The following is a 21883-nucleotide window of genomic DNA, read 5'->3' as shown; positions in this document are numbered from 1 at the left end:
GTGGCTCAGTGGTGCATCCACGTGTCGGTGCGCACACGCCAGCCGAGGGTGCCGAGGCGAGCGAGCAGGTAGACGCCGAAGAACGCGACGGCCAGCCACAGCAGACCCCACGAGCCCGTGACGCCTGAGGTGCTCACGAGCCAGAGCGCGGGCAGGAACGGCACGAGGTTCAGCACCCCGGCGATGGCCAGGTAGCGGGCATCGTCGGCGCCCATGAGCACGCCGTCGAGCACGAAGACGACGCCCGCGATCGGCTGGGCGACGGCGAGGACGAGCAGGGCGGGCTGCACGAGTGCGGCGATCTCGGCGTCGCCGGTGAAGATGATCCCGATCACGCCGGAGAGGGCGGCGATGATCCCTCCGACGATGACGCCGAACCAGCCGCCCCAGGCGACCGTCCGCTGCAGCACGCGGCGCACCTGCGGTCGGTCGTCGGCGCCGAGGCTCTTGCCGATGAGCGCCTGGGCGGCGATCGCCAGGGCATCGAGGGCGAAGGCGGCGGTGGAGAAGATCGTGAAGGCGATCTGCCAGCCGGCGAGCTCTTCGGTGCCGAGGCCTGTGGCGACGACGACCGTGGCGAGCAGGGCGACGCGCAGGCTCACGGTGCGCAGGAACAGCCAACCGCCGGAGCGGGCGCTGCTGCGGAGCCCTTCCCGCTGGGCGCGCAGGGAGGCGCCGTGGCGGCGGGCAAGGCGGCGGATGACGACGGCATAGGCGGCGACCATGCCCCACTGCGCGGTGACCGTGCCGAAGGCGGAGCCGGCGATGCCCCAGCCGAAGCCGTAGATGAACACCCAGTTCAGCAGGGCGTTGGCCGCGAAGCCGGCACCCGCGATCCAGAGGGGGGTGACGGTGTCTTGCAGTCCGCGGAGCAGGCCGGTCGCGGCGAAGACGATGAGCATGGCCGGCAGGCCCCACATCGAGATCATGAGGTAGGTGCGGGCCTCGAACGCGACCGCGTCGGTGGCGCCGAACAGTGCGACGATCGCCGGGGTGGCGACGGCTCCGGTGGCGGCGAGGACGGCGCCGAGTCCGAGCGCGAGCCACATGCCATCGATGCCGACGGAGATCGCATCGCCGGTCTTGCCCGCGCCGAAACGGCGGGCCACGGCGGGGGTGGTCGAGTAGGCGAGGAAGACCATGAGGCCGACGATCGTCTGCAGGACAGCGCTGGCGATGCCGAGCCCGGCCAGGGGCGTCGTGCCGAGGTGCCCGACGAGAGCGGCATCGACGATGAGGAACAGCGGCTCGGCCACGAGCGCGCCCAGGGCGGGCACGGCCAGGCGCAGGATCTCGCGGTTGAGCGTGAGGCCTGACGGCGCGCCGGGAGCGGGAGTCGCAGACGGGGAGGGCACGGGTCGAGCCTAGAGCGTGGTCCGGACAGGCGGGCCTAGACGAACATGACGCGGCGGGGCGGGTGATCGTCGTAGGTGCGGCCGAGCGGACTGCGCCAGGTGATGGTGCCGTCGGGCGCCTGTGCGGCGAGCCAGCGATGCGCGGCCGGAACGTCGGGATGTTTGAGCATGTGATGCGCCCGGCAGAGGTGGGCGAGATTGTCGAGACTCGTCGGCCCGCCCCGAGCATGATCGTGCTGGTGATCGATGTCGCACCGGGTGGCGGGAGCCTGGCATCCGGTGAAGCGGCAATGTTCGTCGCGTGCCCGCAAGTGACGCTTCATGGGCTCGGTCGGCGTGTAGGTGTCGGTCGAGGTGACCTGTCCGGCGGGGTTCAGGAACAGCCGCGTCCACCCGGAGTGGCGTCCGGCGAGTCGCCGCGCGATGTCGGGGTGCAGCGGGCCGTGCCCGTCGAGGTGCGCGGGCTGGTCATCGAGGTCGGCGAGGGTTGTCGCCGACACCGTGACCTGAATGCGGGCGCGGATGCCATCGAGAGCGTGCCCCTGGACGGCCGACGGGTCTGATGTCAGCAGCAGATCGGCGAACAGGTCGGCACGAAGCTGATCCATCGTGCGGGTGTCTGCCGCGACGTCGCCCTGGCTCTCGGCGCTGATGTCGGCGCTGACGCCCCCGCCGATCTCGCCGCCGATCTCGCCCTGACTGCTGACGGGAACCGCCGCCAGCGGGTCGCCGGCGTGCCCCGCTTCCGGCGTGATGTCGCGCAGCTGCAACGAGGGAAGCTCGCGGCTCGAGACGAAGGTTCCGTCGATGAACACGAACGGCTCTTCCGCGAAGAGGGCGTCATCGTCGGAGAACGGATCGCGGGTGAACGTGTCGCTCGGGCCGAAGATCGTCTGTGCGTCCGCCTCATCGTGAGTCGGAGCCTGGCCCTGCGAGGCGACCGATGCGTCGGTGCGCGCGGCGACGACCGTGCGCGCGAGCTGGGTGAGGCGATCATGGATCGCGACGGCGAGATACTCCGGCAGCACCGCCGACAGCAGCACCAGCCCGTCGCCCACCGAGCGGATCGTCACCGAGCGTTCGCCGCACGCGCGCTCTTGGCGCTCTCGGACGGTCTGCTCGGCGAGTACGGTCGCCGTCTGCCTGGCGTGCGCACGCGTACGTGCGGGGGAGTCGGACTCCGCCACGACGAGCACAGCTTCCTCGTAGAGGCCGAGGGTCTCGGGTGTGACCACGGCGTTCACGATGGCCTCGCACACGACATCCGCCGCCCGCACAATCTCACGCACGTGCGCGGCGGTCACCCGCCCGGCAGCGAACGAGGCGGCGACAGCGGGCAGGTCGCGCAGATGCAGGGCGTCGCCGAAGGCGTACTCCATTGATCCCTTCGAGATGCGCCCGGCCGCTGCGTACTCGGCGACCGTCGACCGCCAGATCGCGTCGCGGTGGCGCGGAGCCTCGGCGACCTCAGCATCCATCAGCGTCAGCCGTTCACCCAGCAGTGCGGCCGCCTCTGCCTCCAAAGCGGCGATGCGTGACCGCACGTCGACCCAGGATTCGAGCAGCGCCTCACGCTGCTCGAAGTCGAAGGGGTCGATGTGTTCCATGATCCGAGTTTAGTACATATGTACGACATTCGGAAGGGTTGGGGATAAGATTGTGCACAGTGAGGGGAGGCAGAACATGCCCGACCAGCCCGTACCGGAAGAGCCGCGCATGCCCGCGAGCCTGAACGCGCAGAACAAGGCGGAGTACATCGAGACTGCGATCCAGATCGCGATCCGCCGTGGAGAGTTCGACGATCTGCCCGGCGCAGGCAAGCCCATCGAGGGGCTCGGCACGCACCACGATCCCGACTGGTGGATCCGTCGCAAGATCGAGACCGAGAACCTCACCGGTCTCGGTCCGCCGGCGCTCATGCTGCGCGACGAGGATCGCCGACTCGATGATGAGCTCGATGCGCTGAATCGTGAAGAAGACGTGCGCGCGGTGCTCGACGACTTCAACCTGCGCGTGATCGACGCGCGGCGGCAGCTGCGCGGTGGCCCGCCCGTCGTCACCAAGACGCGTGACGTCGATGCCGAGGTCGTGAGATGGCAGGAGCGCAGGGATGCCGCCGCCACCGCCGCATCCGCCGCTCTCACCGCGCCGGCCGATCCGGCGCACGCGCAGCCCGCGCGCACTCGCTGGTGGCGCCGCAGGCGTTGACCCGCTCTCACGTCTGCAGCCCCGTCTAGGGTGGACGCATGACAGATGTTCTGCCCGCAGGCCTGGCCACAGAAGAATTCAGCTCCGACATCCGTCCGCAGGACGACCTTTATCGCCACGTCAACGGAGAGTGGCTCGAGAAGGCCGAGATCCCCGCTGACAAGGCCCGTTGGGGTTCGTTCCACCTCCTCGCCGAGCAGGCCGAGAAAGACGTCCGCGCGATCATCGAGGAGTCGCAGGATGCCGAAGAGGGCACCCTCGCGCGCAAGGTCGGCGACGCGTTCACGAGCTTCATGGACACCGAGCGCATCGCCGAACTCGGCCTCGCGCCGCTGGCCGAGCAGCTCGCGAAGGTCGACGCGATCGACAGCATCCCCTCCTTCCTTGCCACCGTCGGTGACATGGACCGCGACGGCATCGCCGCCCTGATCGGCGTCTTCATCGAGCCCGACCCCGGCAACCCCGAGCGCTACGTGCCCTTCGCGGTGCAGGCCGGGCTGTCCCTGCCCGACGAGAGCTACTACCGTCTCGAGAACTTCGCCGCCACCCGCGATGCCTACCGCGCCCATCTCGAGCGCCTGCTGACGCTGGGCGGTGTCGCGGATGCCGCCGCCGTCGCCGACAGCGCCTTCGCTCTCGAGCACGAGATCGCGGGGCACCACTGGGACAACGTCGCCAGTCGCGATGCCGTGAAGACCTACAACCTCAAGACGTGGGACGAGTTCCAGCAACTCGTCGGCGTCGACCTCGCCCCGTGGCGCGAGCGGGTCGCTGTCGCCAACCCGTCGGCCTTCGATGAGCTCGTGGTCTACCAGCCGAGCTTCTTCGAGGGCCTCGGCTCGCTGCTCACCGCCGATCGCCTCGACGACTGGAGGAACTGGCTGCGTGCCAAGGTCGTGCATGGCCTCGCGCCCTACCTCACCGACGACCTCGTCGACGAGAACTTCTCCTTCTACGGCACCGAGCTGTCGGGCACCCCGTCGATCCGTGAGCGGTGGAAGCGCGGGGTCTCGCTGGTCGAGGGTGCGCTCGGCGACGCCGTCGGCAAGATCTACGTCGAGCGGCACTTCCCGCCCGCAGCCAAGGCCGCGATGGACGAGCTCGTCGCCAACCTCATCGAGGCGTACCGGCAGAGCATCGAGACGCTCGAGTGGATGAGCCCCGAGACGCGCCAGAAAGCGCTCGACAAGCTCGACACGTTCCGGCCGAAGATCGGTCATCCCGATGTCTGGCGCGACTATGACGGCGTGCAGATCGCCGCCGACGACCTCGTGGGCAATGCCCGCCGGGCGACGGTGTTCGAGCACGACCGCCAGGTCTCGAAGGTCGGCGGACCGATCGACCGCGACGAGTGGTTCATGTCGCCGCAGACGGTCAACGCGTACTACAACCCGCTGATGAACGAGATCGTCTTCCCGGCCGCGATCTTGCAGTACCCGTTCTTCGACGCCGAGCGCGACGCCGCGGCGAACTACGGTGGCATCGGTGCGGTGATCGGCCACGAGATCGGTCATGGCTTCGACGACCAGGGCAGCCGTTACGACGGCACTGGCAAGCTCGAGGACTGGTGGACGGATGCCGATCGCGCGGCGTTCGAGGAGCGCACCGGCAAGCTCATCGCGCAGTACGACGCGCTCGTGCCGGTGGGGCTCGACGCCGAGCACCACGTCAACGGTGCACTCACGATCGGTGAGAACATCGGTGACCTCGGCGGTCTCGGCATCGCGCTGAAGGCCTACGCGCTGTCGCTCGCCCCTTCGACAGGCTCAGGGACCCAGGAGGGTGCAGGCTCAGGGACCCAGGATCCGGCACCCGTCATCGACGGCTACACCGGCGTGCAGCGCCTGCTGCTGAGCTGGGCGCAGGTCTGGCAGCAGAAGAGCCGCGAGGCCGAGACCATCCGCCTGCTGACGATCGACCCGCACTCGCCGAACGAGTTCCGCTGCAACCAGATCGTGCGCAACGTCGACGCGTTCTACGACGCGTTCGACGTGCAGGAATCGGATGCGCTGCACCTGCCCGCGGCGGAGCGCGTCACGATCTGGTGACCCTGCGCGGGCGGCAGCGGAGCCCATCCGGCCTGCAGGGTAGGCTGGCGGTGGTGTCCGTTGTCGCCCGTCTGGGGCGGGCGATCGAATCGGCCGCCATATCCTCCCCTAAGGACTCCGTGTGGGCTCACCCCCGGCATCTGAATCCTTCGGTGCGGCTCCCGAGCCGCTCGAAGGCACATCCCGCGCTGCGCTGCGTCGCGCTCGACGGGGTGCGAGGCGTGCCCCGAGGCGGGCGGCGATCGGGCGTAGGTCGTTCCTGACGGCTGAGCGCACGCTCGAAGAACTCGCCGAGGCGGGGGCGCAGGTGTCGGTGCATGTGGTCGACCTGGACTCGGGTCGCCAGGTGCTCGTCGGCGATGACTATCTCTCGCTGCCCGTCGCGGGTCTCGGCATCGTGCCGCTGCTGGTCGAGGTCGCTGCGGCGATGGAGGCGGGGCGGCTCGACCGCTTCGGCATCGTCGACCGCCCGGATGCCGAGCTTGTCTCGGGTGCCGGCCTGTGGCGCAGTCTGCGCGTGCCCGCCCTGCCGTACATCGACGCGGCGGTGCTCGCCGCGGCCGCCGGCGATCCGAACGCCGCGAACCTGCTGCTCGACGCCGTCGGTCACGACCAGCTCCGCGCGCGCACGGTGGCGCTGGGGATGCCTCGGTCGGCGCTGCTCGATCACTTCCGCGATCGCCGCGGACTCGACGACGCCCCGCATGTCGCGGTCGGCACGACCCGAGAGTTCGCCACGCTGTTCTCGGCGCTCGTGAACTCCGCCGTGATCGACCCGGCGGTGAGTGCTCAAGTGTCGGAGTGGCTGAGCCTCAACCAAGACCTCTCGCTCACGGCATCCTCGACCGGACTCGACCCGTTCTCGCATGACTACGACGACCACGGGCTGCTGTTCATCAACAAGACCGGTCGCGGTCGTGGCGTGCGCGCCGAGGCCGGTGTGCTCGCCGGGCCGCGCGCCGGCATCGCCTATGCCATGACCGTCTGCTTCGACGACCTGTCGATCATGCACCGGCTGCGCGTGCACGACGCGTTCCGCGTGCTCGGCGTCGACCTCATGGAGTACGTGTACTGATGCACGACGCGACGCCGCATCGGCGAGGGTGACCCGGACGGCCGCACACTCATCCGCTGAGCGCGTGTCAGTCGAGGTGCGGCAGCACGGTCTCGGCGATGCCACGCAGCTGCACGAGCTGCTCGTCGCTGAGCCTCTGCGTCACGTAGCGGCATACGGCGTCGTCGTAGGCGGTCTTGGCCGTGCGGTAGGCGTCGCGCCCGGCGGCGCTGAGGGTGACTTCCTGCCCCCGGCCGTCTTCGACGCACGAGGTGCGGACGATGAGCGCGCGCTGCTCCATGCGGCGCAGCTGGTGCGACAGGCGGCTCTTCTCCCAGCCCAGGCACTGCCCGAGGGTGACGGGGCGCACGGGGCGGTCTTCGTGAGTGAGGGCGCCGAGGATCTCGTAGTCAGCTTCGGAGAGCCCAGATGCCGCGGTGAGCTCGCGCGCGATGCGGGCGCTCAACCGTGCGCGCATGCGCTGGTACGAGTCCCAGGCGTCAAGAGCGAGGGGTGCCGCGGTGTCCATGCCGCCAGTGTAGTTGACATGTCATCTAAACGCGATATCATCGTGATATCAACATCGTTGATGTATCAACCATTTGGAGGAGCGCATGCTCACGAAGATCGCCGTTCTCGGGGTCGGCAGGGTCGGCACCGCTGTCGCCCGTGCCGCACTGGATGCCGGGCTCGCCGTGAACGTCGCCGCCTCCGGTTCCGCTGAGGACATCGCCCTCATCGCCGAGATCATCACGCCGGGCGCCGCGGCGCACACCGCGCAGGATGCCGTCGCCGACGCTGACCTCGTCGTGGTGGCCGTGCCGCTGAACAAGTACCGCACGCTGGACCCCGCGATGCTGGAGGGCAAGATCGTCGTCGACGTGATGAACCACTGGGCCGAGGTCGACGGCTCGCTCGCGGAGGTCTCCGAGGACCCGCGCCGGACGAGCGAGATCGTCGCCGCTCATCTCTCCGGATCCCGCGTGGTGAAGACGCTGAACCACATCGGCTACCACGAGATCGAAGACGACGCCCGCCGTGGCAGCACCGACGGGCGCCGCGCGCTGGCCATCGCCGGCGACGACGCCGAGGCCGTCGCTGCCGTCACGGAGCTCGTCGACCGGATCGGGTTCGAGCCGGTGTTCGCCGGTCCGCTCGCCGTCGGCGCGGTGTTCGAAGCGGGCACCCCGATCTTCTTCGGCAGTTTCGACGCCGAGGAGATGCGACGTGCACTGGCGGATGCCGACGTCGCCGTTCCGGAAGCGGTCGTCGTCGGCGCCCACTGACCTCGCCGGCATCGCGCCCTCGCCGGCGTCTAGCCCTCGCAGGTGTCGCGGATCTCAAAGGTCGCCGAGGACGTGTCGGCGAACAGCTGGCCATCGAGCGTGTAAGCGATGCGCAGGTCGGAGATCGTGCCGTCGGCCTCGCCCGTACGGCTCGCGATGATGATCACGTTCACCGTCTGCTCGCCGTCGTACTCGGCGCCCTCGAGTTCGGTGCGTTGCGCCCACAGGTCGGGGTCGAGCGGCATATCGGCTGAGCCGAGGAGGCTGCCGTCCACCGCGGGCGGGACGGCCACGACGTCGATGATCTCGACGCCGGTGTCCTTGGTCTCGACCTGCTCGATGACCACGTGACCGGTGGGTGGGATGGAGAACACCGTGCCGAAAGCGACTTCTTCCCCAGGGTCGCGGGCGGCGCACATGGTCATGACTCCGTCCGGGAAGCCCACGAGACCCGGTGTCTGGCATCCGCTCACCAGCACCGTGAGCGTCGCGACGCCGGCGACAGCCGACCACCGCCGGATCCGTGTGCGCATGGCGTCCCCCTTCGCCCTGCCCGTCACCGCAGACGAGCGTGTGCGCTCAGAGTAGCGGGCCGGGTCAGTGGGCGCCCTTCATGAGCGCCAACACCGGCTTCGCGGCGACGCCGAGTGCCAGGCCGACGACGATCGCGATGCCGCCGAGGATCGCGAAGTACGGCACCTCGTTCGACGGGTCGTAGAACTGCACGAGCCAGCCCGAGATCGCCGTGCCCAGCGCGACCGACAGGAAGAACAACGCCACCATCTGGGTCTGGAACAGCGACGGGGCGAGCTTGGTCGCCGCCGACAGGCCGATGGGAGAGAGCAGCAACTCGGCGACAGTGAAGACGAAGAGGATGCCGACGATCGCCAGCAGCGGCGTCGAATTCTCGCCGCCGCCCGCGAACGGGATGAACAGCAAGAACGCCGCACCCATGATCGCCGTGCCGAGGGCGAACTTCGCCGGGGTGGAGGGCTGGCGATTGCCCAGGCGCGTCCACAGCGCGGCGAACACGCCGGAGAGCACGATGATGAAGATCGGATTGATGGACTGCACCCACGACACCGGCATCTCCCACCCGAAGATGTGCCGGTCCAGGCGCAGGTCGGAGTACACCGTCAGCACGGTGAACTGCTGCTGGTACAGCGCCCAGAACGCCACGCTCGCGATGAACAGCGGCAGGAACGCCCAGACCCGCGACCGCTCGGTCGAGGTGATCCGCCGGCTCGACAGGATCAGCGTGAAGTAGGCGATCGCCGCCGCAAGGGTCGCGATGATCACGATGCTCGACAGATTGTCGGCGCGGATCACGCCGACCAGCACCAACGCGACGAGCGCGAGCACGGAGCCGATGGCGATGAGGATCGCGGTGCGGTAGCTGCTGCGCGGCAGCGGGTTCGGTACCGCGTTGGCCTCGGCGGGCAGGTTCTTGCGACCGAACCAGTACTGGATGAGGCCCAGGGTCATGCCGACGGCGGCCAGGCCGAAGCCCCAGTGGAACCCATAGTTCTCCTGCAGCAGACCCGTGAGGATCGGACCGAAGAAGGCGCCCAGGTTGATGCCCAGGTAGAACAGCGAGAATCCGGCATCCCGACGGGGATCATCTGCCGTGTACAGCGTGCCGACGATACCCGTGGCGTTGGCTTTGAGCCCGCCCGAGCCGAGCGCGATGAGCACGAGACCCACGCCGACGCCCCAGAGCCCGGGTAGGAGTGCCAGGGAGAGGTGGCCGATGACGATGACGATCGCGCTGCCGAACAGCACTCGCTCCGAGCCGAGCACCCGGTCGGCGAGCCACGCGCCGAGGATGGTCGAGAGGTAGACGGCGCCGCCGTAGGCGCCGACGATGCCGCCGGCGACCGCCTCCGGAATGCCGAGGCCGCCCTCGGCGACCGAGTAGTACAAGTAGATGAGCAGGATGCCCTGCATGCCGTAGAAGCTGAACCGCTCCCACATCTCGACCCCGAAGAGGTTCGCCAGCGCCCTCGGCTGGCCGAAGAACCGGGTGTCGTGAGCAGGCTTGTCCGAGGTGATTTCGGGGGACGACATCCCTCAACGGTACGCCTGGTGCGTGGAACATCGCGCACGAGCGTCCAAGCAGGGCAGACTGGGATCGTGCGAACCATCCGTGATCTCGACACCGTTGAACTCATCATCACCGCCCAGGGCCTGCTCGATTCGATTCGTGGCCCGGAGCGGGTGATCGACGCCGGCACGCTGCGCGCGCTGCAGCAGTCGGGCAACTACGTGGTCGGCCTGTTCGACGACGAAGACGGCGAAGAGCGGATGGTCGGGGCATCCATCGCCTTCTTCGGCGAACCGGGCCGCCGCGCGATGCACTCGCACATCACCGCCCTCGTGCCCGAGTACCGCGGCCGCGGCTGGGGACGAGAGCTCAAGGAACACCAGCGCCAGTGGGCGTTCTCGCGTGAGGTCGGCCGCATCACCTGGACCTTTGACCCGCTCGTGGCCCGCAACGCGCACTTCTTCCTCACCGTGCTCGGCGCGCGCGTCACCGGTTACGCCGTGAACGTGTACGGCATCTTCGGTGGCGGGGATGCCGGTGACGAGAGCGACCGGCTCGACGTCGAGTGGGCGCTCGCCGACATCGCCAAGCCCCCGGCATCCGACGCCGTCGTCGCGACGGTCGCCATCCCGTCCGACGTCGAGGCGATGCGAGTGAGCGACCCGGCGGCAGCACATGAGTGGCGCCTGCGACTGCGCGCCGACATCGAGCAGCAGCTCGCCCAGGGGCGCCGGATCGCCGGTTTCGACACCGAACGCGGATACCTCTTCACCGAGTGATCAGGCCCGGGGAACCGATTTGCCGTGTGGAGCGCGACGGTAGGATTGACGTGCCCGTCATCACGGGCGTTTCCCCGCAGCATCCGACCATTGGAGCCACCGTGGCCGAACAGTCCCGTCTTGACAAGGTCATCGCCCTCGCCCGCCACCGCGGGTTCGTGTTCCAAGCGGGTGAGATCTACGGCGGTTCGCGTTCCGCCTGGGACTACGGCCCCCTCGGCACCGAGCTGAAGGAGAACATCCGTCGCCAGTGGTGGCAGACGTTCGTGCGCGGGCGCGGCGACATGGTGGGCCTGGACTCGTCGATCATCCTGCCCAAGCGCGTCTGGGAGGCATCCGGCCACGTCGCCACCTTCACCGACCCGCTCGTGGAGTGCCTGCACTGCCACAAGCGCTTCCGCGCCGACAACCTCATCGAGGACTTCGAGGCGCGTAAGGGCCGCACGGCCGAGAACGGCCTCGCCGACATCCCGTGCCCCAACTGCGGCACCAAGGGCCAGTACACCGAGCCGAAGTCGTTCTCGGGTCTGGTCAAGACCTACCTCGGCGTCGTCGACGACGAGTCGGGCCTGCACTACCTGCGTCCGGAGACCGCGCAGGGCATCTTCGTGAACTTCTCGAACGTACTCACCGCCAGCCGCAAGAAGCCGCCGTTCGGCATCGGCCAGGTCGGCAAGGCGTTCCGCAACGAGATCACCCCCGGCAACTTCATCTTCCGCACCCGCGAGTTCGAGCAGATGGAGATCGAGTACTTCACCGCCCCCGCTGAGGCGCAGGAGTGGTTCGAGCACTGGGTCGAGGCCTGCTGGAACTGGTTCATCGACCTCGGCATCGACCCCGAGAACATGCGCCAGTACGACGTGCCCGCAGAAGACCGCGCGCACTACTCGGCCGGCACGATCGACGTCGAGTACCGCTTCGGCTTCCCCGGCAAGGAGTGGGGCGAGCTGATGGGCGTCGCCAACCGCACCGACTACGACCTCTCCAGCCACAGTGAGGCCTCCGGCCAGAGCCTGACCTACTTCGACCAGGCATCCGGCGAGCGCTACACGCCCTACGTCATCGAGCCCTCGTTCGGCCTCACTCGCTCGATGATGGCGTTCCTCGTCGACGCGTACCGCGAAGAAGAGGTGCCCAACGCCAAGGGTGGCACCGACACCCGCACGGTGCTCAAGCTTGACCCGCGTCTCGCGCCGGTCAAGGTCGCCGTGCTGCCGCTGTCGCGCAACGAGAAGCTCTCGCCGCTCGCGCGCGAGGTCGCCGACACCCTGCGCGGCCGCTGGACCATCGACTTCGACGACGCGGGCGCGATCGGGCGCCGCTACCGTCGACAGGACGAGATCGGTACCCCGTTCTGCGTCACGGTCGACTTCGACTCGCTCGAGGACCGCGCGGTCACCGTGCGTGACCGCGACACGATGGCGCAGGAGCGTGTCCCCCTCGACGACCTCGAGACCTACCTGGCAGAAAGGCTGCGCGGCGCATGACCGGAACACCTCAGGCGGACGGCACCGTCAAGAAGAACCCCGACTACAACCCCGGTCCCCGGATCGGCATCACGTTCTCGACGTTCGACCTGCTGCACGCAGGACACATCATGATGCTCGAAGAGGCCAAGCGCCAGTGCGACTATCTGATCTGCGGCCTGCAGATGGACCCGACACTCGACCGTCCCGAGAAGAACGCTCCCACGCAGACCGTCGTCGAGCGGTACATCCAGCTGCGCGGATGCCAGTACGTCGATGAGATCGTGCCGTACTCGACCGAGCAGGACCTCGAAGACATCCTGCGCGCCTTCAAGCTCGACGTGCGCATCGTGGGTGACGAGTACGAGGACCGCGACTTCACCGGTCGGGCCTACTGCGAAGAAGCAGGCATCGAGCTGTACTTCAATAGCCGTGACCACCGATTCTCGAGCTCGGGGCTGCGTAAGATCGTCGCCGCCCGCGAGGCCGAGCGCGTCGCGCGCGTCTGAGCGCTGCGTGTGACACACGCCTGACATACGCCGAGACCCCGGCCTGTCGCCCACACCCCGTGCTACGGGCGGCGATAGACCGGGGTCTCGGTGTTAAGACGGGGTCTCGGCGAGACGAGGCGAGATCAGAAGTCTTCGCCCTCGGCCTGCGAGGGGTGACGCTCGAACCAGACGGGGCGGCCGATGTGCAGGTTGGCGTCGGCGTCGAAGAGGTCGGTGCTGTCGTTGCGTTCCATGATGCTTCCTTGCGCGTGTGTGCGGATGACTTCCCTTCCAGTTTCACGTAGGGTTCGACGCTCTTGTGAGCAATCTGTCATGAAAGAAGCGCAGAATCTTCGCGTTTCGCAAGAGACGGGTCGTTGGCCTTTGTCGATACCATGACGACATGGTCGACGTCAGTACAGCGGGTTCTGAGATGAATGCCGCTCGCTCGCGCAGACAGACCTGGCTTGTCGGCGGCTCATTGCTGTTTGCCTCGGCCCTCATCAGTCTGGCTCTGGGTGCGGCGATGATGCCGACGTGGACGCAAGCCGGAGATGCGCTGTTCGCCGCTGCGACGGCGGTCTTCGCGATCGGAATCGGACGGGAGGGCAGCGTCACTGCCCGACGCCCTCTGGGCACAGTCGCCCTGATCGGGTGGGGAGTGTGGGTGCTCGCGGGCCCATACCTGCCGCAGCTGGTGCCGCTGCCGGATACCGGAATGCCGGCCGTCGGAGATCTGGTCGCGCTTCAAGTCGTCTCGGCGACAGTCCATGTCGTCACGCTGGCGCTGGGGATTATCGCCGTCTCGCAGATCGGCCGCGCCAGAGTGGTTCCCGCACCCTGGCAATGGGCACCGCTCTGGGCGCTCCTGGTGGCCATCTTCGGCAGGCTACTCGTCACGGGCATGCTCTTCGCGCCGTTCATCGATCCCACGCTGATGTACGGGGTCGCCCTCGCCGACGACCTGCTGCGGGCCGGGGCCATGGGAGCTCTGGGCGTCCTCGCGATTGTCCTCGCGAGCCACACCGAACGCGGTGCGACCACCGCGGTGTACTCGTCGAACAACGGCGATCTCAGCCGGTGACGGTGAGCCGCATCCCTTCGCTGCCGCCGGCCTCAGCCCAGGCGAGGGAGCGTTCGAGAATGCCGCGCAGTACGTCGAGATCGATCTGCTCGAGATCCTTGATGTAGACGCAGCTGACGCTGCTCGTGTGCGGGCCGAGCTTCGCGAGTTCATCGCGGTGCGCGTCGGCGCCATCGAGCAGGTAGATCGTGGTGGCGGCCTTGCGTGGCGCGAACCCGAGCAGGGCAGTGTCGCCCTCGGTGCCCGTGGGGTAGACGTAGTGGCACTGACCGAAGCCGATGATCGTGCCCCAGGTCACGGGCTCACGGCCGGAGATCTCCTGCATGAGCGCGGTCAGCGTCTCGGCATCCCTCCGACGGATCGCCGGTGTGGCACGCGCGATCAGCCCGGCGACGTCATCGCCCGTGGGCTTCACTGCGGGATGCCGCTCTTGCCTGCCTTCGCGGCCGCCTTCATGGCCTTCTTGTTCGCGCGTACCTTCGCCAGCGAGTCGGGTGAGACGATGTCGGCGACGCTGAGATACGTGTCGTCGCCGCCGTAGGGAGCGGATGCTTCACGCCACCCCGCGCCGGTGAACCCGTACTGCTTGCCCAGCAGAGCCAGGAAGATCTTCGCCTTCTGCTCGCCGAAGCCGGGCAGGGCCTTTAGGCGCTTGAGCACTTCGGCGCCGTCGGGGTCACCCTGCGTCCAGATGGCGGAGGCATCGCCGCCCCAATCGTCGACGATGGTCTGGCACAGCTCCTGCACGCGGGTGGCCATCGAGCCGGGGAACCTGTGCACGGCGGGGCTCTGCTTGAACGCCTCGAGGAACTTCTCCGGGTCCATGTTCGCGATTGCGGCGGCCGTGGTGGCGCCGGTGCGCTCCTCGATCTTCAGCGGACCGGCGAACGCGGTCTCCATGGGAACCTGCTGGTCCAGCAGCATCCCGATCATGAGCGCGAGCGGGTTGTCGGTGAGCAGTTCGTCGGCGGCGGTGTCTCCGGTGATGTGAAGGGCCATGCCTCCAGTGTGGCATCCGGCGTGCGCGGGTGCGGCGTGACTTTGGCGCGGGATTGTGCGCTTCGCGCGGACGGATGCTGCAGATTCATCCGCGTGAAGCGTACAAAGCCGCGCGAAGCGCGCGGCCTGGGGGCTCCAGGCGCCATGCGCAGGTGCGCGAACCCAAGACCTCAGGCCGTGGCGCTGCCGAAGGACTCTCCGGCATCCGAGCCGGCATCCGGCGTGAGCCCGTACAGGGTCTGCAGGGCGGCCAGGAAGTCATCCCCGCGACCCTCGGCGGCCAGCTCATGCGCGCGCGTGGTGGGGGTGTGCAGCAGCACACCGGCGAGGTGGCGCATGGCCTGCTCGACCAGTCCGTCTTCATCGCCGCGGCGGCGGGCACGGTCGATCTCGGCCTCGAGCAGACCGAAGATGTGGGTGCGCAGCGCAACCACGGCGGGCGTCACGCTCTGGCGCGCACCAGCAATGTGGAAGTCCTCTGCGGCGGCGCGGACGACGTCGCGGGCGGCATCCGTCGCCTGCAGCTCTTCGAGCGGTGCGTGCAGGCGGATGGTCTCCAGGTCGAGCAGTGCGACGCCCTCAAGGTGCGCGACAGCGGGGTCGACGTTGCGCGGCATCCCGAGGTCGATCACCAGCTGCGATGACCCGTGCCCGACGGGGCATCCGACGGCCGCCTGCGCGGCAGGGCGCTCCAGCTGCGCCGCGCCCAGCACCGGCTCGGTCGCCGAGGTGCAGGTGATCAGCAGCGAGGATCGACGGGCGACGGTTGCGTAGTCGTCGGCGCTCACGGCACGCACGCCGTACTTCGCCGCGAATGCCGCAGCACGCCCCGAGGGGGAGAACACCGAGATGTCGACGGCGCCGCGTTCGCGGAGTGTCGCCAGGGTCACGGCGGCGTAGGCGCCGGTGCCGACGAGGAGCACCCGCTCGGCCGACCAGTCGGCGATGCGACTGTCGGCGAGTTCCAGCGAGAGCCGCACAAGAGAGCGGCCGGCGCGCTGCAGGGCAGTGACGTTCTTCACCTTGCGCTGGGCCTGGCTGGCGCGCTGGAACAGACGCTCGAGTTCGGGAGAGGTGGTGCCGTCGTGGCGGGCCGACTTCAGCGCGTTGCGCACCTGACCGGCGATCTCGCCCTCGCCGGAGACGACGGATTCGAGTCCGGATGCTACGGCGAACAAGTGCTCGGCGACATGGGCGCCGCTCACGACGGCGTAGGAGCCGTCGAAGTCGTCTGCGGGGATGCCCGTGGCCTGCGCGACGGCCTCCAACACCGCATCCGAGCCGAGATCATCGGCGTCATCGGTCTCGACGTAGGCCTCGAAGCGGTTGCAGGTGGCGAGTACGACGGCCCCCTGCGCTCCGGCCTCGATCAGCGAAGGGGCGACGGTTTCGGGGTTGCGGCTGAGGCGTTCGAGCAGGTCGAAGGGGGCGGTCTTGTGACTCGCCGTGACGCAGAGCAGCACCTGACGATTCTACGTCGCCTCGCCGGAGACGGCATCTGAGGGGTGCCTTACTCCGACATGCCGGTCAGTTTCCCGCGACCGGCATCCCTGCGCAAAGGCAGCGCATAGGTGCCCGATGGGAGGATGGAAGGCATGAGTGATCTGTTGCGCGTGCTTGCCGGTGAGACCCCTGAGCGCACCCCCGTCTGGTTCATGCGTCAGGCGGGTCGTTCGCTGCCCGAGTACCGGGAACTGCGGGTGGGAACGCGGATGCTGGATGCCTGTCTCACCCCCGACCTCGCGGCCGAGATCACCCTGCAGCCGGTGCGCCGACACAGGGTCGACGCCGCGGTGTTCTTCAGCGACATCGTCATCCCGCTGCGCCTGGCCGGCGTCGAAGTCGAGATCGAACCCGGCCGCGGGCCCGTGTTCGCGCACCCGGTGCGCACGGCATCCGACGTCGACCGGATCACCGCGATCGATCCCGCAGACCTCGACGGCACCGCGATCGCCGAGGCTGTGCGGCTCACGGTCGCAGAGCTCGGCGACACCCCGCTAATCGGCTTCGCCGGCGCTCCGTTCACTCTCGCCGCCTACCTCGTCGAAGGCGGTCCGTCGAAGGAGCACCTGCGCGCCCGGGCCATGATGCACGCCGACCCCGAGTCGTGGGCGAAGCTCGCCGGCTGGCTCTCCCGCGTCTCGCGACGCTTCCTCGAGATCCAGCGCGACGCCGGCGCCTCGGTCGTGCAGCTGTTCGACTCGTGGGCCGGCTCGCTCAGTGCCGCCGATTACCGCACCCACATCGCGCCGCACTCGAAGGCCGCGCTCGACGGAATCGGGCTGCCCAGCATCCACTTCGGCGTCGGCACCGGCCCCTTCCTCGCCGACATGAAACTCGATGGGATCGCATCGGCCGTGGGCGTCGACTGGCGGATGCCGCTGGACGAGGCCATCCGCATCGTCGGACCCGACACCGCGGTACAGGGCAACATCGACCCGGCGCTGCTGCAGGCGCCGTGGCCGGTGCTCGAGGCGCACGTGCGCGACGTGATCGCGCGCGGTCGGGGCGCCAAGGGCCACATCCTCAACCTCGGCCACGGGGTTCCGCCCGAGACCGACCCGGATCAGCTGACCCGCATCGTCGAGCTCGCACACGGAGAGCGCTGATGATCGAGCCCCCCGCAGACCTCGCCGCCCGCGCAGCGAGACAGCGCGTCATCGTGATCGGCGGCGGCATCGGGGGGCTCGTCGCCGCCCGCGAGTGCGCGAAGGTCGGCATGCCCGTCACCCTTCTCGAGGCGGGCGATGAGCTCGGCGGCAGCATTCGTACGGTCGAACTCGACGGCATCCGGGTGGATGCCGGAGCCGAGAGCTTCGCGACCCGCGGCGGTCATGTGCGCGAGCTGATCGACGCGCTGGGCGTCGGCGACGCCGTCGTCTCACCGGCCGGTGGCGGCGCGTGGCTCACCGGCATCCCCGGCACACCCGACGCTCCGCTGCCCGTCGGCGGCATCCTGGGCATCCCCGCCAACCCGTTCCAGCCCGACGTTCGCCGCATCATCGGCTGGTCGGGTGCCTGGCGCGCCTATCTCGACCGGGTGCGTCCGGTGCTCACAATCGGCAACGCGCAGAGCCTCGGCAAGCTCGTCGCCTCCCGGATGGGAGCGCGCGTGCGCGACCGCTTGGTCGCCCCGGTCACCGCTGGCGTGTACTCGGCGCACCCCGATGATGTCGACATGGATGCCGCCGCCCCCGGGCTCAACGCCGCGCTCACCCGTGCAGGCTCACTCTCGGGTGGGGTGGCGGCCCTGCGCGACGAACAGCAGCAGGCGCGCGAGGGCAAGGCCCCTGGGTCGGCAGTGCAGGGACTCGTCGGCGGTATGGGCGTGCTGATCGACGCCCTCCGCGCCGACCTCGCCACCTATGGCGTCGACGTCCGCACCGACGTGCGGGCCACACGCCTCACCCGCGACGGCGACGGCTGGGTCGTCACGGCCGAGACGCTGCCCGAGCAGGATGCCGCGGAGCAGGATGCCGCAGAGCTCGTGACCGAGGAGTTCACCGCCACGGCCGTGATCGTCGCGACGCCCGAGCCGGTCGCCCACCAACTGCTCGACGGCCACGTCGGCGGCCCGGGCGGGGCGGGCACTGCTCCCGAGATCGAACTGGTCACTCTCGTGCTCGACGCCCCCGCGCTCGACGCGGCGCCGCGCGGCTCGGGCGTGCTGACGGTGCCAGGCAGCCGCATCGCCAAGGCGCTCACGCACTCGACGGCCAAGTGGCCGTGGTTGCGTGCGGCCGCCGGTGGCCGTCATGTCGTCCGGGTCTCCTTCGGCACGCAGGGAGAGGTGGCCGCAACCGCCGCTCTCGATGACGACGCGGCAGCGGCGCTCGCCCTCGCCGAGGCATCCGCCATGCTCGGCGTCCGTCTGGAGCCGCACCAGTTGCGCGCGGCGTATCGCGCGCGCTACACACAGGCCCAGCCCTCGTCGGTGATCGGCGCCGCAGACCGCCGCCGGGCCGCGCGAGCCGCGGTCGCGAAGGTCGACGGCCTCGCCGTCGTCGGCGCGTGGGTCGCCGGAACCGGTCTTGCCCAGGTCGTGCCGGACGCCATCGCCGAGGGCGACCGGCTGCGGCACGCACTGCTCTGGGACTGAGTCGTCACACTCTGCCGGTCCGGACGAACTCTAGATACCGAAATCGGCATATGCCGTTACGCTGGTAGCCAGACACGCAACGTGAGGGGGCCCACATGAAGGGCAAAGTCGGACTCGTCATCGGACTCGGCGTGGGCTACGTGCTCGGGTCGCGAGCAGGGCGCGAGCGTTACGAGCAGATCAAGACGCAGTGGCTGAAGGTCTGGAACCTCGACCCCGTCCAGGCGCAGGTGCACAAGGTGCAGGACTTCGCCAAGGAGCAGGCCATGGCCATCCCCGGCGCGATCTGGGGCGGCGCCGTGAAGATCGTGCGCGCGGCATCCGATTCCGGCACGCCGGGTCAGCGTCTCGACTCGGCGATCGACGCCAGCAAGGATGCGGCTGAAGACGTCGCCGACGCGGCCGAGGCCACGGCGAAGGCGGCAGAGAAGGCGGCGAAGAAGCCCGCCGCGACGACGAAGAAGCCGGCCGCCACGAAGCCTGCCACCACGAAGCCTGCGGCACAGAAGCCCGCGCCCAAGAAGAGCGGCAGCTGACATGCGCCGCGCGAGCCGCGATCGGCTTGATGACAGTCTGCTGACCCTGCTCGGCGACCTGCCGGGCCTGATTCGCAATCTGATCACCGCCGAGGTCGAAGCCGCGAAGGCGTGGGTCAAGCGCAACTCGAAGGATGCCGGAATCGGCGGCGCTTGGTTCGTGCTGGCGCTGTTCTTCCTGTTCTGGGCCGTGCCCGTAATCCTCGTCTTCGCGATCGCCGGGCTGTCTTCCTGGTGGCCCGTCTGGCTGTCGGCGTTGGCAGTGTTCGGTCTGCTGGTCGTGATCGTGTTGATCTTCGCGCTCTTGGGCATCCTCAAGGTGCGCAAGATCGTCGAGAGCAAGAATCCGGTCGAGGCCGTCGCCGAAGACATCCGTATCGTGAGGAGTGCTGGCCATGACGAATCCTGAGCAGAAACCGCTGCCCACGCCGTCGGTGCCGAGCACGGTCGTTCCGGCGGGGATCACCGACCCTGTGGAGTCGGCGCGCGCCGAGCTCAAGGCGGCGCTGGCGGCGATCGAGATCCGAGGTAACTTCCCTCGTCGCATCGAGCGGGCCTCGCAGCGCGGCATCCGCAAGGCGAGGGCCTTCAGCCGCAGCAACCCGCTGACCACCGGTGTCATCGTGGTCGCCGCCGCGGCGACCATCGGCGGCGCGGTCTGGGCGATCGCCCGCGCCATCTCGCGCTGACGTCGCCGCACAGAGCGTCTCTCGGTTCGCCCTCTTCCGGCGGAAGGGGCAGACTGGGTGTATGTCCGAGCCTGTCGCAGAGAACCCATCCGGATACACCCTCTTCGCCGTCTGGCGACGAAACCCCGACGTTCCGATCGTCGACACCGACGCCACGGAACTCGAGAACATCGTCGGCTACATCGAAGACGCCGGAGTTGCTGTGCGTGGGTTCTACGACGTCTCGGGGCTCAAGGCCGACGCCGACCTCATGGTGTGGCTGCACGGCGAGACCGCTGAAGACCTGCAGAAGGCGCTGCGCCGGCTGCGTCGCACCGAACTGCTGCGCACCCTGCTGCCGGTGTGGAACGTCATGGGCGTGCACCGTGACGCCGAGTTCAACCGTTCGCACGTGCCAGGATTCCTGCGCGGCATCGAGCCCAAGCAGTGGCTGTGCCTGTACCCGTTCGTCCGCACCCCCGAGTGGTACCTGATCGACGAGGCAGAGCGCCGGGCGATGCTCGCCGACCACGGTCGCAAGGGTGCGGCGTTTACCGGTGTGCTCGCGAACACGGTCGCCGCGTTCGCACTGGGCGACTACGAATGGCTGCTGCCGCTCGAGGCCGATGACGTCACCGAACTCGTCGACCTCATGCGTGACCTGCGGTACACCGACGCTCGCCGATACGTGAAGGAAGAAGTGCCGTTCTACACGGGACGTCGCCTGCGTTTCGACGAGATCGCCGACGTACTGCAGTGACTCAGCCGGTCATGTCGACGAGCACTCCGATCCGTCTCGGCACGCGTCGCAGTGCGCTGGCACAGGCGCAGTCCGGCCAGGTCGCCGACGCCCTGTCGGCGGTGCTCGGCCACCCGGTCGAGCTCGTGCCGATCACGTCGGAGGGTGACACGAATCGGGCATCCCTGTCGCAGATCGGTGGGCAGGGCGTCTTCGCAACCCGCCTGCGCGAAGCGCTGCTGGCGGGGGAGTGCGACTTCCTCGTGCATTCGTTGAAGGATCTGCCCACCGCTCAACCCGAGGGGCTGGTCATCGCCGCCACTCCGCGCCGCGAGGATCCGCGCGATGTGGTGATCACCCGCGGGGGCACGCCGCTTCATGAGCTGCACACCGGGGCGACCGTCGGCACAGGCGCCCCGCGCCGGATCGCCCAGGTGCACCGCCGTGCCCCGCACGCCGAGGTCGTCGACATCCGCGGCAACGTCGACTCGCGTCTGGCGCGGGTCGCCTCGGGTGAGCTGGACGCCGTGATCCTCGCCGCGGCCGGGCTGTCGCGGCTGGGCGCGGACACCCCCCTGCACCGTGAGGAGCTCGGGCTCGGCGAGTGGCCGACGGCTCCCGGTCAGGGTGCGCTTGCGGTCGAGACGACGACGGATGCACCCGACTGGCTGCTCGCCGGGCTTGCGCAGCTGGATGATCTGCCCACGCGCATCGCGGTGACGATCGAGCGCGAGATCCTCGCGGGACTCGACGCCGGATGCCAGGCGCCGATGGCTGCTCATGCCGAGGTCACCGGCGACGAGGTGCGCGTTCGCGCGGTGGTATATCAGCCCGAGGGCGACCGCCGGATCGGCATCGACGTCACCGAAGCGCTGAACGGGGAGTATATTCGACGCAACGGCAGCGGCAATGGCGCGGATGCTGCCGATGATGCAGACCCGATGCCCACCGCAGTTCGTATCGGCAGGTCTGCTGCTCATCGGCTGCTCGAACTGGGGGCGGCCGACCTCCTCCCGCGAGAGTGATG

General features: G+C 68.9%; 23 protein-coding genes. 15 read left to right on the top strand and 8 right to left on the bottom strand.

All coding sequences use genetic code 11. From position 1 onward, the window contains the following. Window positions 1-5: 5 nt before the first annotated feature. Window positions 6-1355: an MATE family efflux transporter gene (locus WDU93_RS01960; RefSeq protein WP_337316812.1), complete on the bottom strand. Its 1350-nt coding sequence runs from the start codon at window positions 1353-1355 to the stop codon at window positions 6-8. A 35-nt stretch (window positions 1356-1390) separates the two neighbouring features. Continuing rightward, window positions 1391-2962, bottom strand: coding sequence for an HNH endonuclease signature motif containing protein (locus WDU93_RS01955; protein WP_337316811.1), 1572 nt, complete (start codon window positions 2960-2962; stop codon window positions 1391-1393). A gap of 76 nt (window positions 2963-3038) precedes the next feature. Here WDU93_RS01955 and WDU93_RS01950 point away from each other — a divergent pair, with 76 nt between their 5' ends. From WDU93_RS01950 to WDU93_RS01940, 3 genes are all read left to right on the top strand, one after another. Beyond that, a complete protein-coding gene (locus tag WDU93_RS01950; RefSeq protein ID WP_337316809.1) occupies window positions 3039-3563 on the top strand; it encodes a DnaJ family domain-containing protein in 525 nt (174 codons plus the stop codon). A 38-nt stretch (window positions 3564-3601) separates the two neighbouring features. Further along, window positions 3602-5611, top strand: a complete 2010-nt coding sequence (locus WDU93_RS01945; protein WP_337316807.1) for a M13 family metallopeptidase — start codon at window positions 3602-3604, stop codon at window positions 5609-5611. 121 nt (window positions 5612-5732) lie between these two features. Then, window positions 5733-6686: a serine hydrolase gene (locus WDU93_RS01940; protein ID WP_337316805.1), complete on the top strand. Its 954-nt coding sequence runs from the start codon at window positions 5733-5735 to the stop codon at window positions 6684-6686. 67 nt (window positions 6687-6753) lie between these two features. Here WDU93_RS01940 and WDU93_RS01935 read toward each other — a convergent pair whose 3' ends face one another. Further along, complete coding sequence (locus tag WDU93_RS01935) at window positions 6754-7194, bottom strand: MarR family winged helix-turn-helix transcriptional regulator (RefSeq protein WP_337316803.1); 441 nt, start codon at window positions 7192-7194, stop codon at window positions 6754-6756. An 85-nt stretch (window positions 7195-7279) separates the two neighbouring features. Here WDU93_RS01935 and WDU93_RS01930 point away from each other — a divergent pair, with 85 nt between their 5' ends. Further along, a complete protein-coding gene (locus WDU93_RS01930; protein ID WP_337316801.1) occupies window positions 7280-7951 on the top strand; it encodes an NADPH-dependent F420 reductase in 672 nt (223 codons plus the stop codon). Window positions 7952-7980: 29 nt separating this feature from the next. Here the strand turns inward: WDU93_RS01930 and WDU93_RS01925 are convergent, their stop codons facing one another. Both WDU93_RS01925 and WDU93_RS01920 read right to left on the bottom strand, forming a co-directional pair. Next, window positions 7981-8484: a hypothetical protein gene (locus WDU93_RS01925; RefSeq protein WP_337316800.1), complete on the bottom strand. Its 504-nt coding sequence runs from the start codon at window positions 8482-8484 to the stop codon at window positions 7981-7983. A gap of 64 nt (window positions 8485-8548) precedes the next feature. Beyond that, a complete protein-coding gene (locus WDU93_RS01920) occupies window positions 8549-10018 on the bottom strand; it encodes a peptide MFS transporter (protein ID WP_337316799.1) in 1470 nt (489 codons plus the stop codon). Between the two features lie 66 nt (window positions 10019-10084). Between WDU93_RS01920 and WDU93_RS01915 the strand changes: the two genes are divergently transcribed. From WDU93_RS01915 to WDU93_RS01900, 4 genes are all read left to right on the top strand, one after another. Next, window positions 10085-10774 carry a GNAT family N-acetyltransferase gene (locus tag WDU93_RS01915; protein ID WP_337316797.1) on the top strand — a complete coding sequence of 230 codons (690 nt, stop codon included), beginning with the start codon at window positions 10085-10087 and terminating at the stop codon, window positions 10772-10774. A 101-nt stretch (window positions 10775-10875) separates the two neighbouring features. Beyond that, window positions 10876-12261, top strand: coding sequence for a glycine--tRNA ligase (locus WDU93_RS01910; RefSeq protein ID WP_337317272.1), 1386 nt, complete (start codon window positions 10876-10878; stop codon window positions 12259-12261). After that, window positions 12258-12749: an adenylyltransferase/cytidyltransferase family protein gene (locus WDU93_RS01905; protein WP_337316795.1), complete on the top strand. Its 492-nt coding sequence runs from the start codon at window positions 12258-12260 to the stop codon at window positions 12747-12749. Before WDU93_RS01910 ends, WDU93_RS01905 begins: the two co-directional genes overlap by 4 nt. 385 nt (window positions 12750-13134) lie before the next feature. Beyond that, on the top strand, window positions 13135-13815 hold the full coding sequence (locus WDU93_RS01900) for a hypothetical protein (protein WP_337316793.1): 681 nt from the start codon (window positions 13135-13137) through the stop codon (window positions 13813-13815). Here the strand turns inward: WDU93_RS01900 and WDU93_RS01895 are convergent. The 3 genes from WDU93_RS01895 to WDU93_RS01885 form a co-directional block, all read right to left on the bottom strand. Next, window positions 13805-14230 (bottom strand): DUF1801 domain-containing protein, encoded by a 426-nt coding sequence (locus WDU93_RS01895; RefSeq protein WP_337316791.1) that lies wholly within the window; start codon window positions 14228-14230, stop codon window positions 13805-13807. The two genes, WDU93_RS01900 and WDU93_RS01895, sit on opposite strands and share 11 nt — an antisense overlap. Further along, the gene (locus WDU93_RS01890; protein WP_337316789.1) at window positions 14227-14814 is read right to left on the bottom strand and encodes an HhH-GPD-type base excision DNA repair protein; all 588 of its coding nucleotides are present in this window, start codon (window positions 14812-14814) and stop codon (window positions 14227-14229) included. The genes WDU93_RS01895 and WDU93_RS01890 overlap by 4 nt, the downstream gene beginning before the upstream one ends. Window positions 14815-14984: 170 nt before the next feature. Then, complete coding sequence (locus WDU93_RS01885; RefSeq protein WP_337316788.1) at window positions 14985-16277, bottom strand: glutamyl-tRNA reductase; 1293 nt, start codon at window positions 16275-16277, stop codon at window positions 14985-14987. A 132-nt stretch (window positions 16278-16409) separates the two neighbouring features. On the opposite strand from WDU93_RS01885, the gene hemE reads away from it, so the two are divergent. From hemE to hemC, 7 genes are all read left to right on the top strand, one after another. Then, the gene (gene hemE / locus WDU93_RS01880) at window positions 16410-17423 is read left to right on the top strand and encodes a uroporphyrinogen decarboxylase (protein ID WP_337316786.1); all 1014 of its coding nucleotides are present in this window, start codon (window positions 16410-16412) and stop codon (window positions 17421-17423) included. Continuing rightward, window positions 17423-18913, top strand: coding sequence for a protoporphyrinogen/coproporphyrinogen oxidase (locus WDU93_RS01875; RefSeq protein WP_337316784.1), 1491 nt, complete (start codon window positions 17423-17425; stop codon window positions 18911-18913). The genes hemE and WDU93_RS01875 overlap by 1 nt, the downstream gene beginning before the upstream one ends. Window positions 18914-19008: 95 nt before the next feature. Further along, entirely contained in the window at window positions 19009-19449 is a 441-nt protein-coding gene (locus WDU93_RS01870) for a hypothetical protein (protein WP_337316782.1), read from the top strand. 1 nt (window position 19450) lies between these two features. Beyond that, window positions 19451-19858, top strand: a complete 408-nt coding sequence (locus tag WDU93_RS01865) for a phage holin family protein (protein WP_337316780.1) — start codon at window positions 19451-19453, stop codon at window positions 19856-19858. Continuing rightward, the gene (locus WDU93_RS01860) at window positions 19845-20138 is read left to right on the top strand and encodes a hypothetical protein (RefSeq protein ID WP_337316778.1); all 294 of its coding nucleotides are present in this window, start codon (window positions 19845-19847) and stop codon (window positions 20136-20138) included. The genes WDU93_RS01865 and WDU93_RS01860 overlap by 14 nt, the downstream gene beginning before the upstream one ends. 61 nt (window positions 20139-20199) lie before the next feature. Beyond that, the gene (hemQ, locus tag WDU93_RS01855) at window positions 20200-20877 is read left to right on the top strand and encodes a hydrogen peroxide-dependent heme synthase (RefSeq protein WP_337316776.1); all 678 of its coding nucleotides are present in this window, start codon (window positions 20200-20202) and stop codon (window positions 20875-20877) included. 11 nt (window positions 20878-20888) lie between these two features. Further along, window positions 20889-21881 carry a hydroxymethylbilane synthase gene (gene hemC, locus WDU93_RS01850; RefSeq protein ID WP_337316774.1) on the top strand — a complete coding sequence of 331 codons (993 nt, stop codon included), beginning with the start codon at window positions 20889-20891 and terminating at the stop codon, window positions 21879-21881. Window positions 21882-21883 lie beyond the last annotated feature (2 nt).

The organism is Microbacterium istanbulense, assembly GCF_037204145.1.
In the GTDB taxonomy this organism is placed as follows: Bacteria; Actinomycetota; Actinomycetes; order Actinomycetales; family Microbacteriaceae; genus Microbacterium; species Microbacterium istanbulense.
The sequence above is the reverse complement of the archived record's forward strand: the minus strand, read 5'-3'. Positions and strand labels throughout refer to the sequence as shown.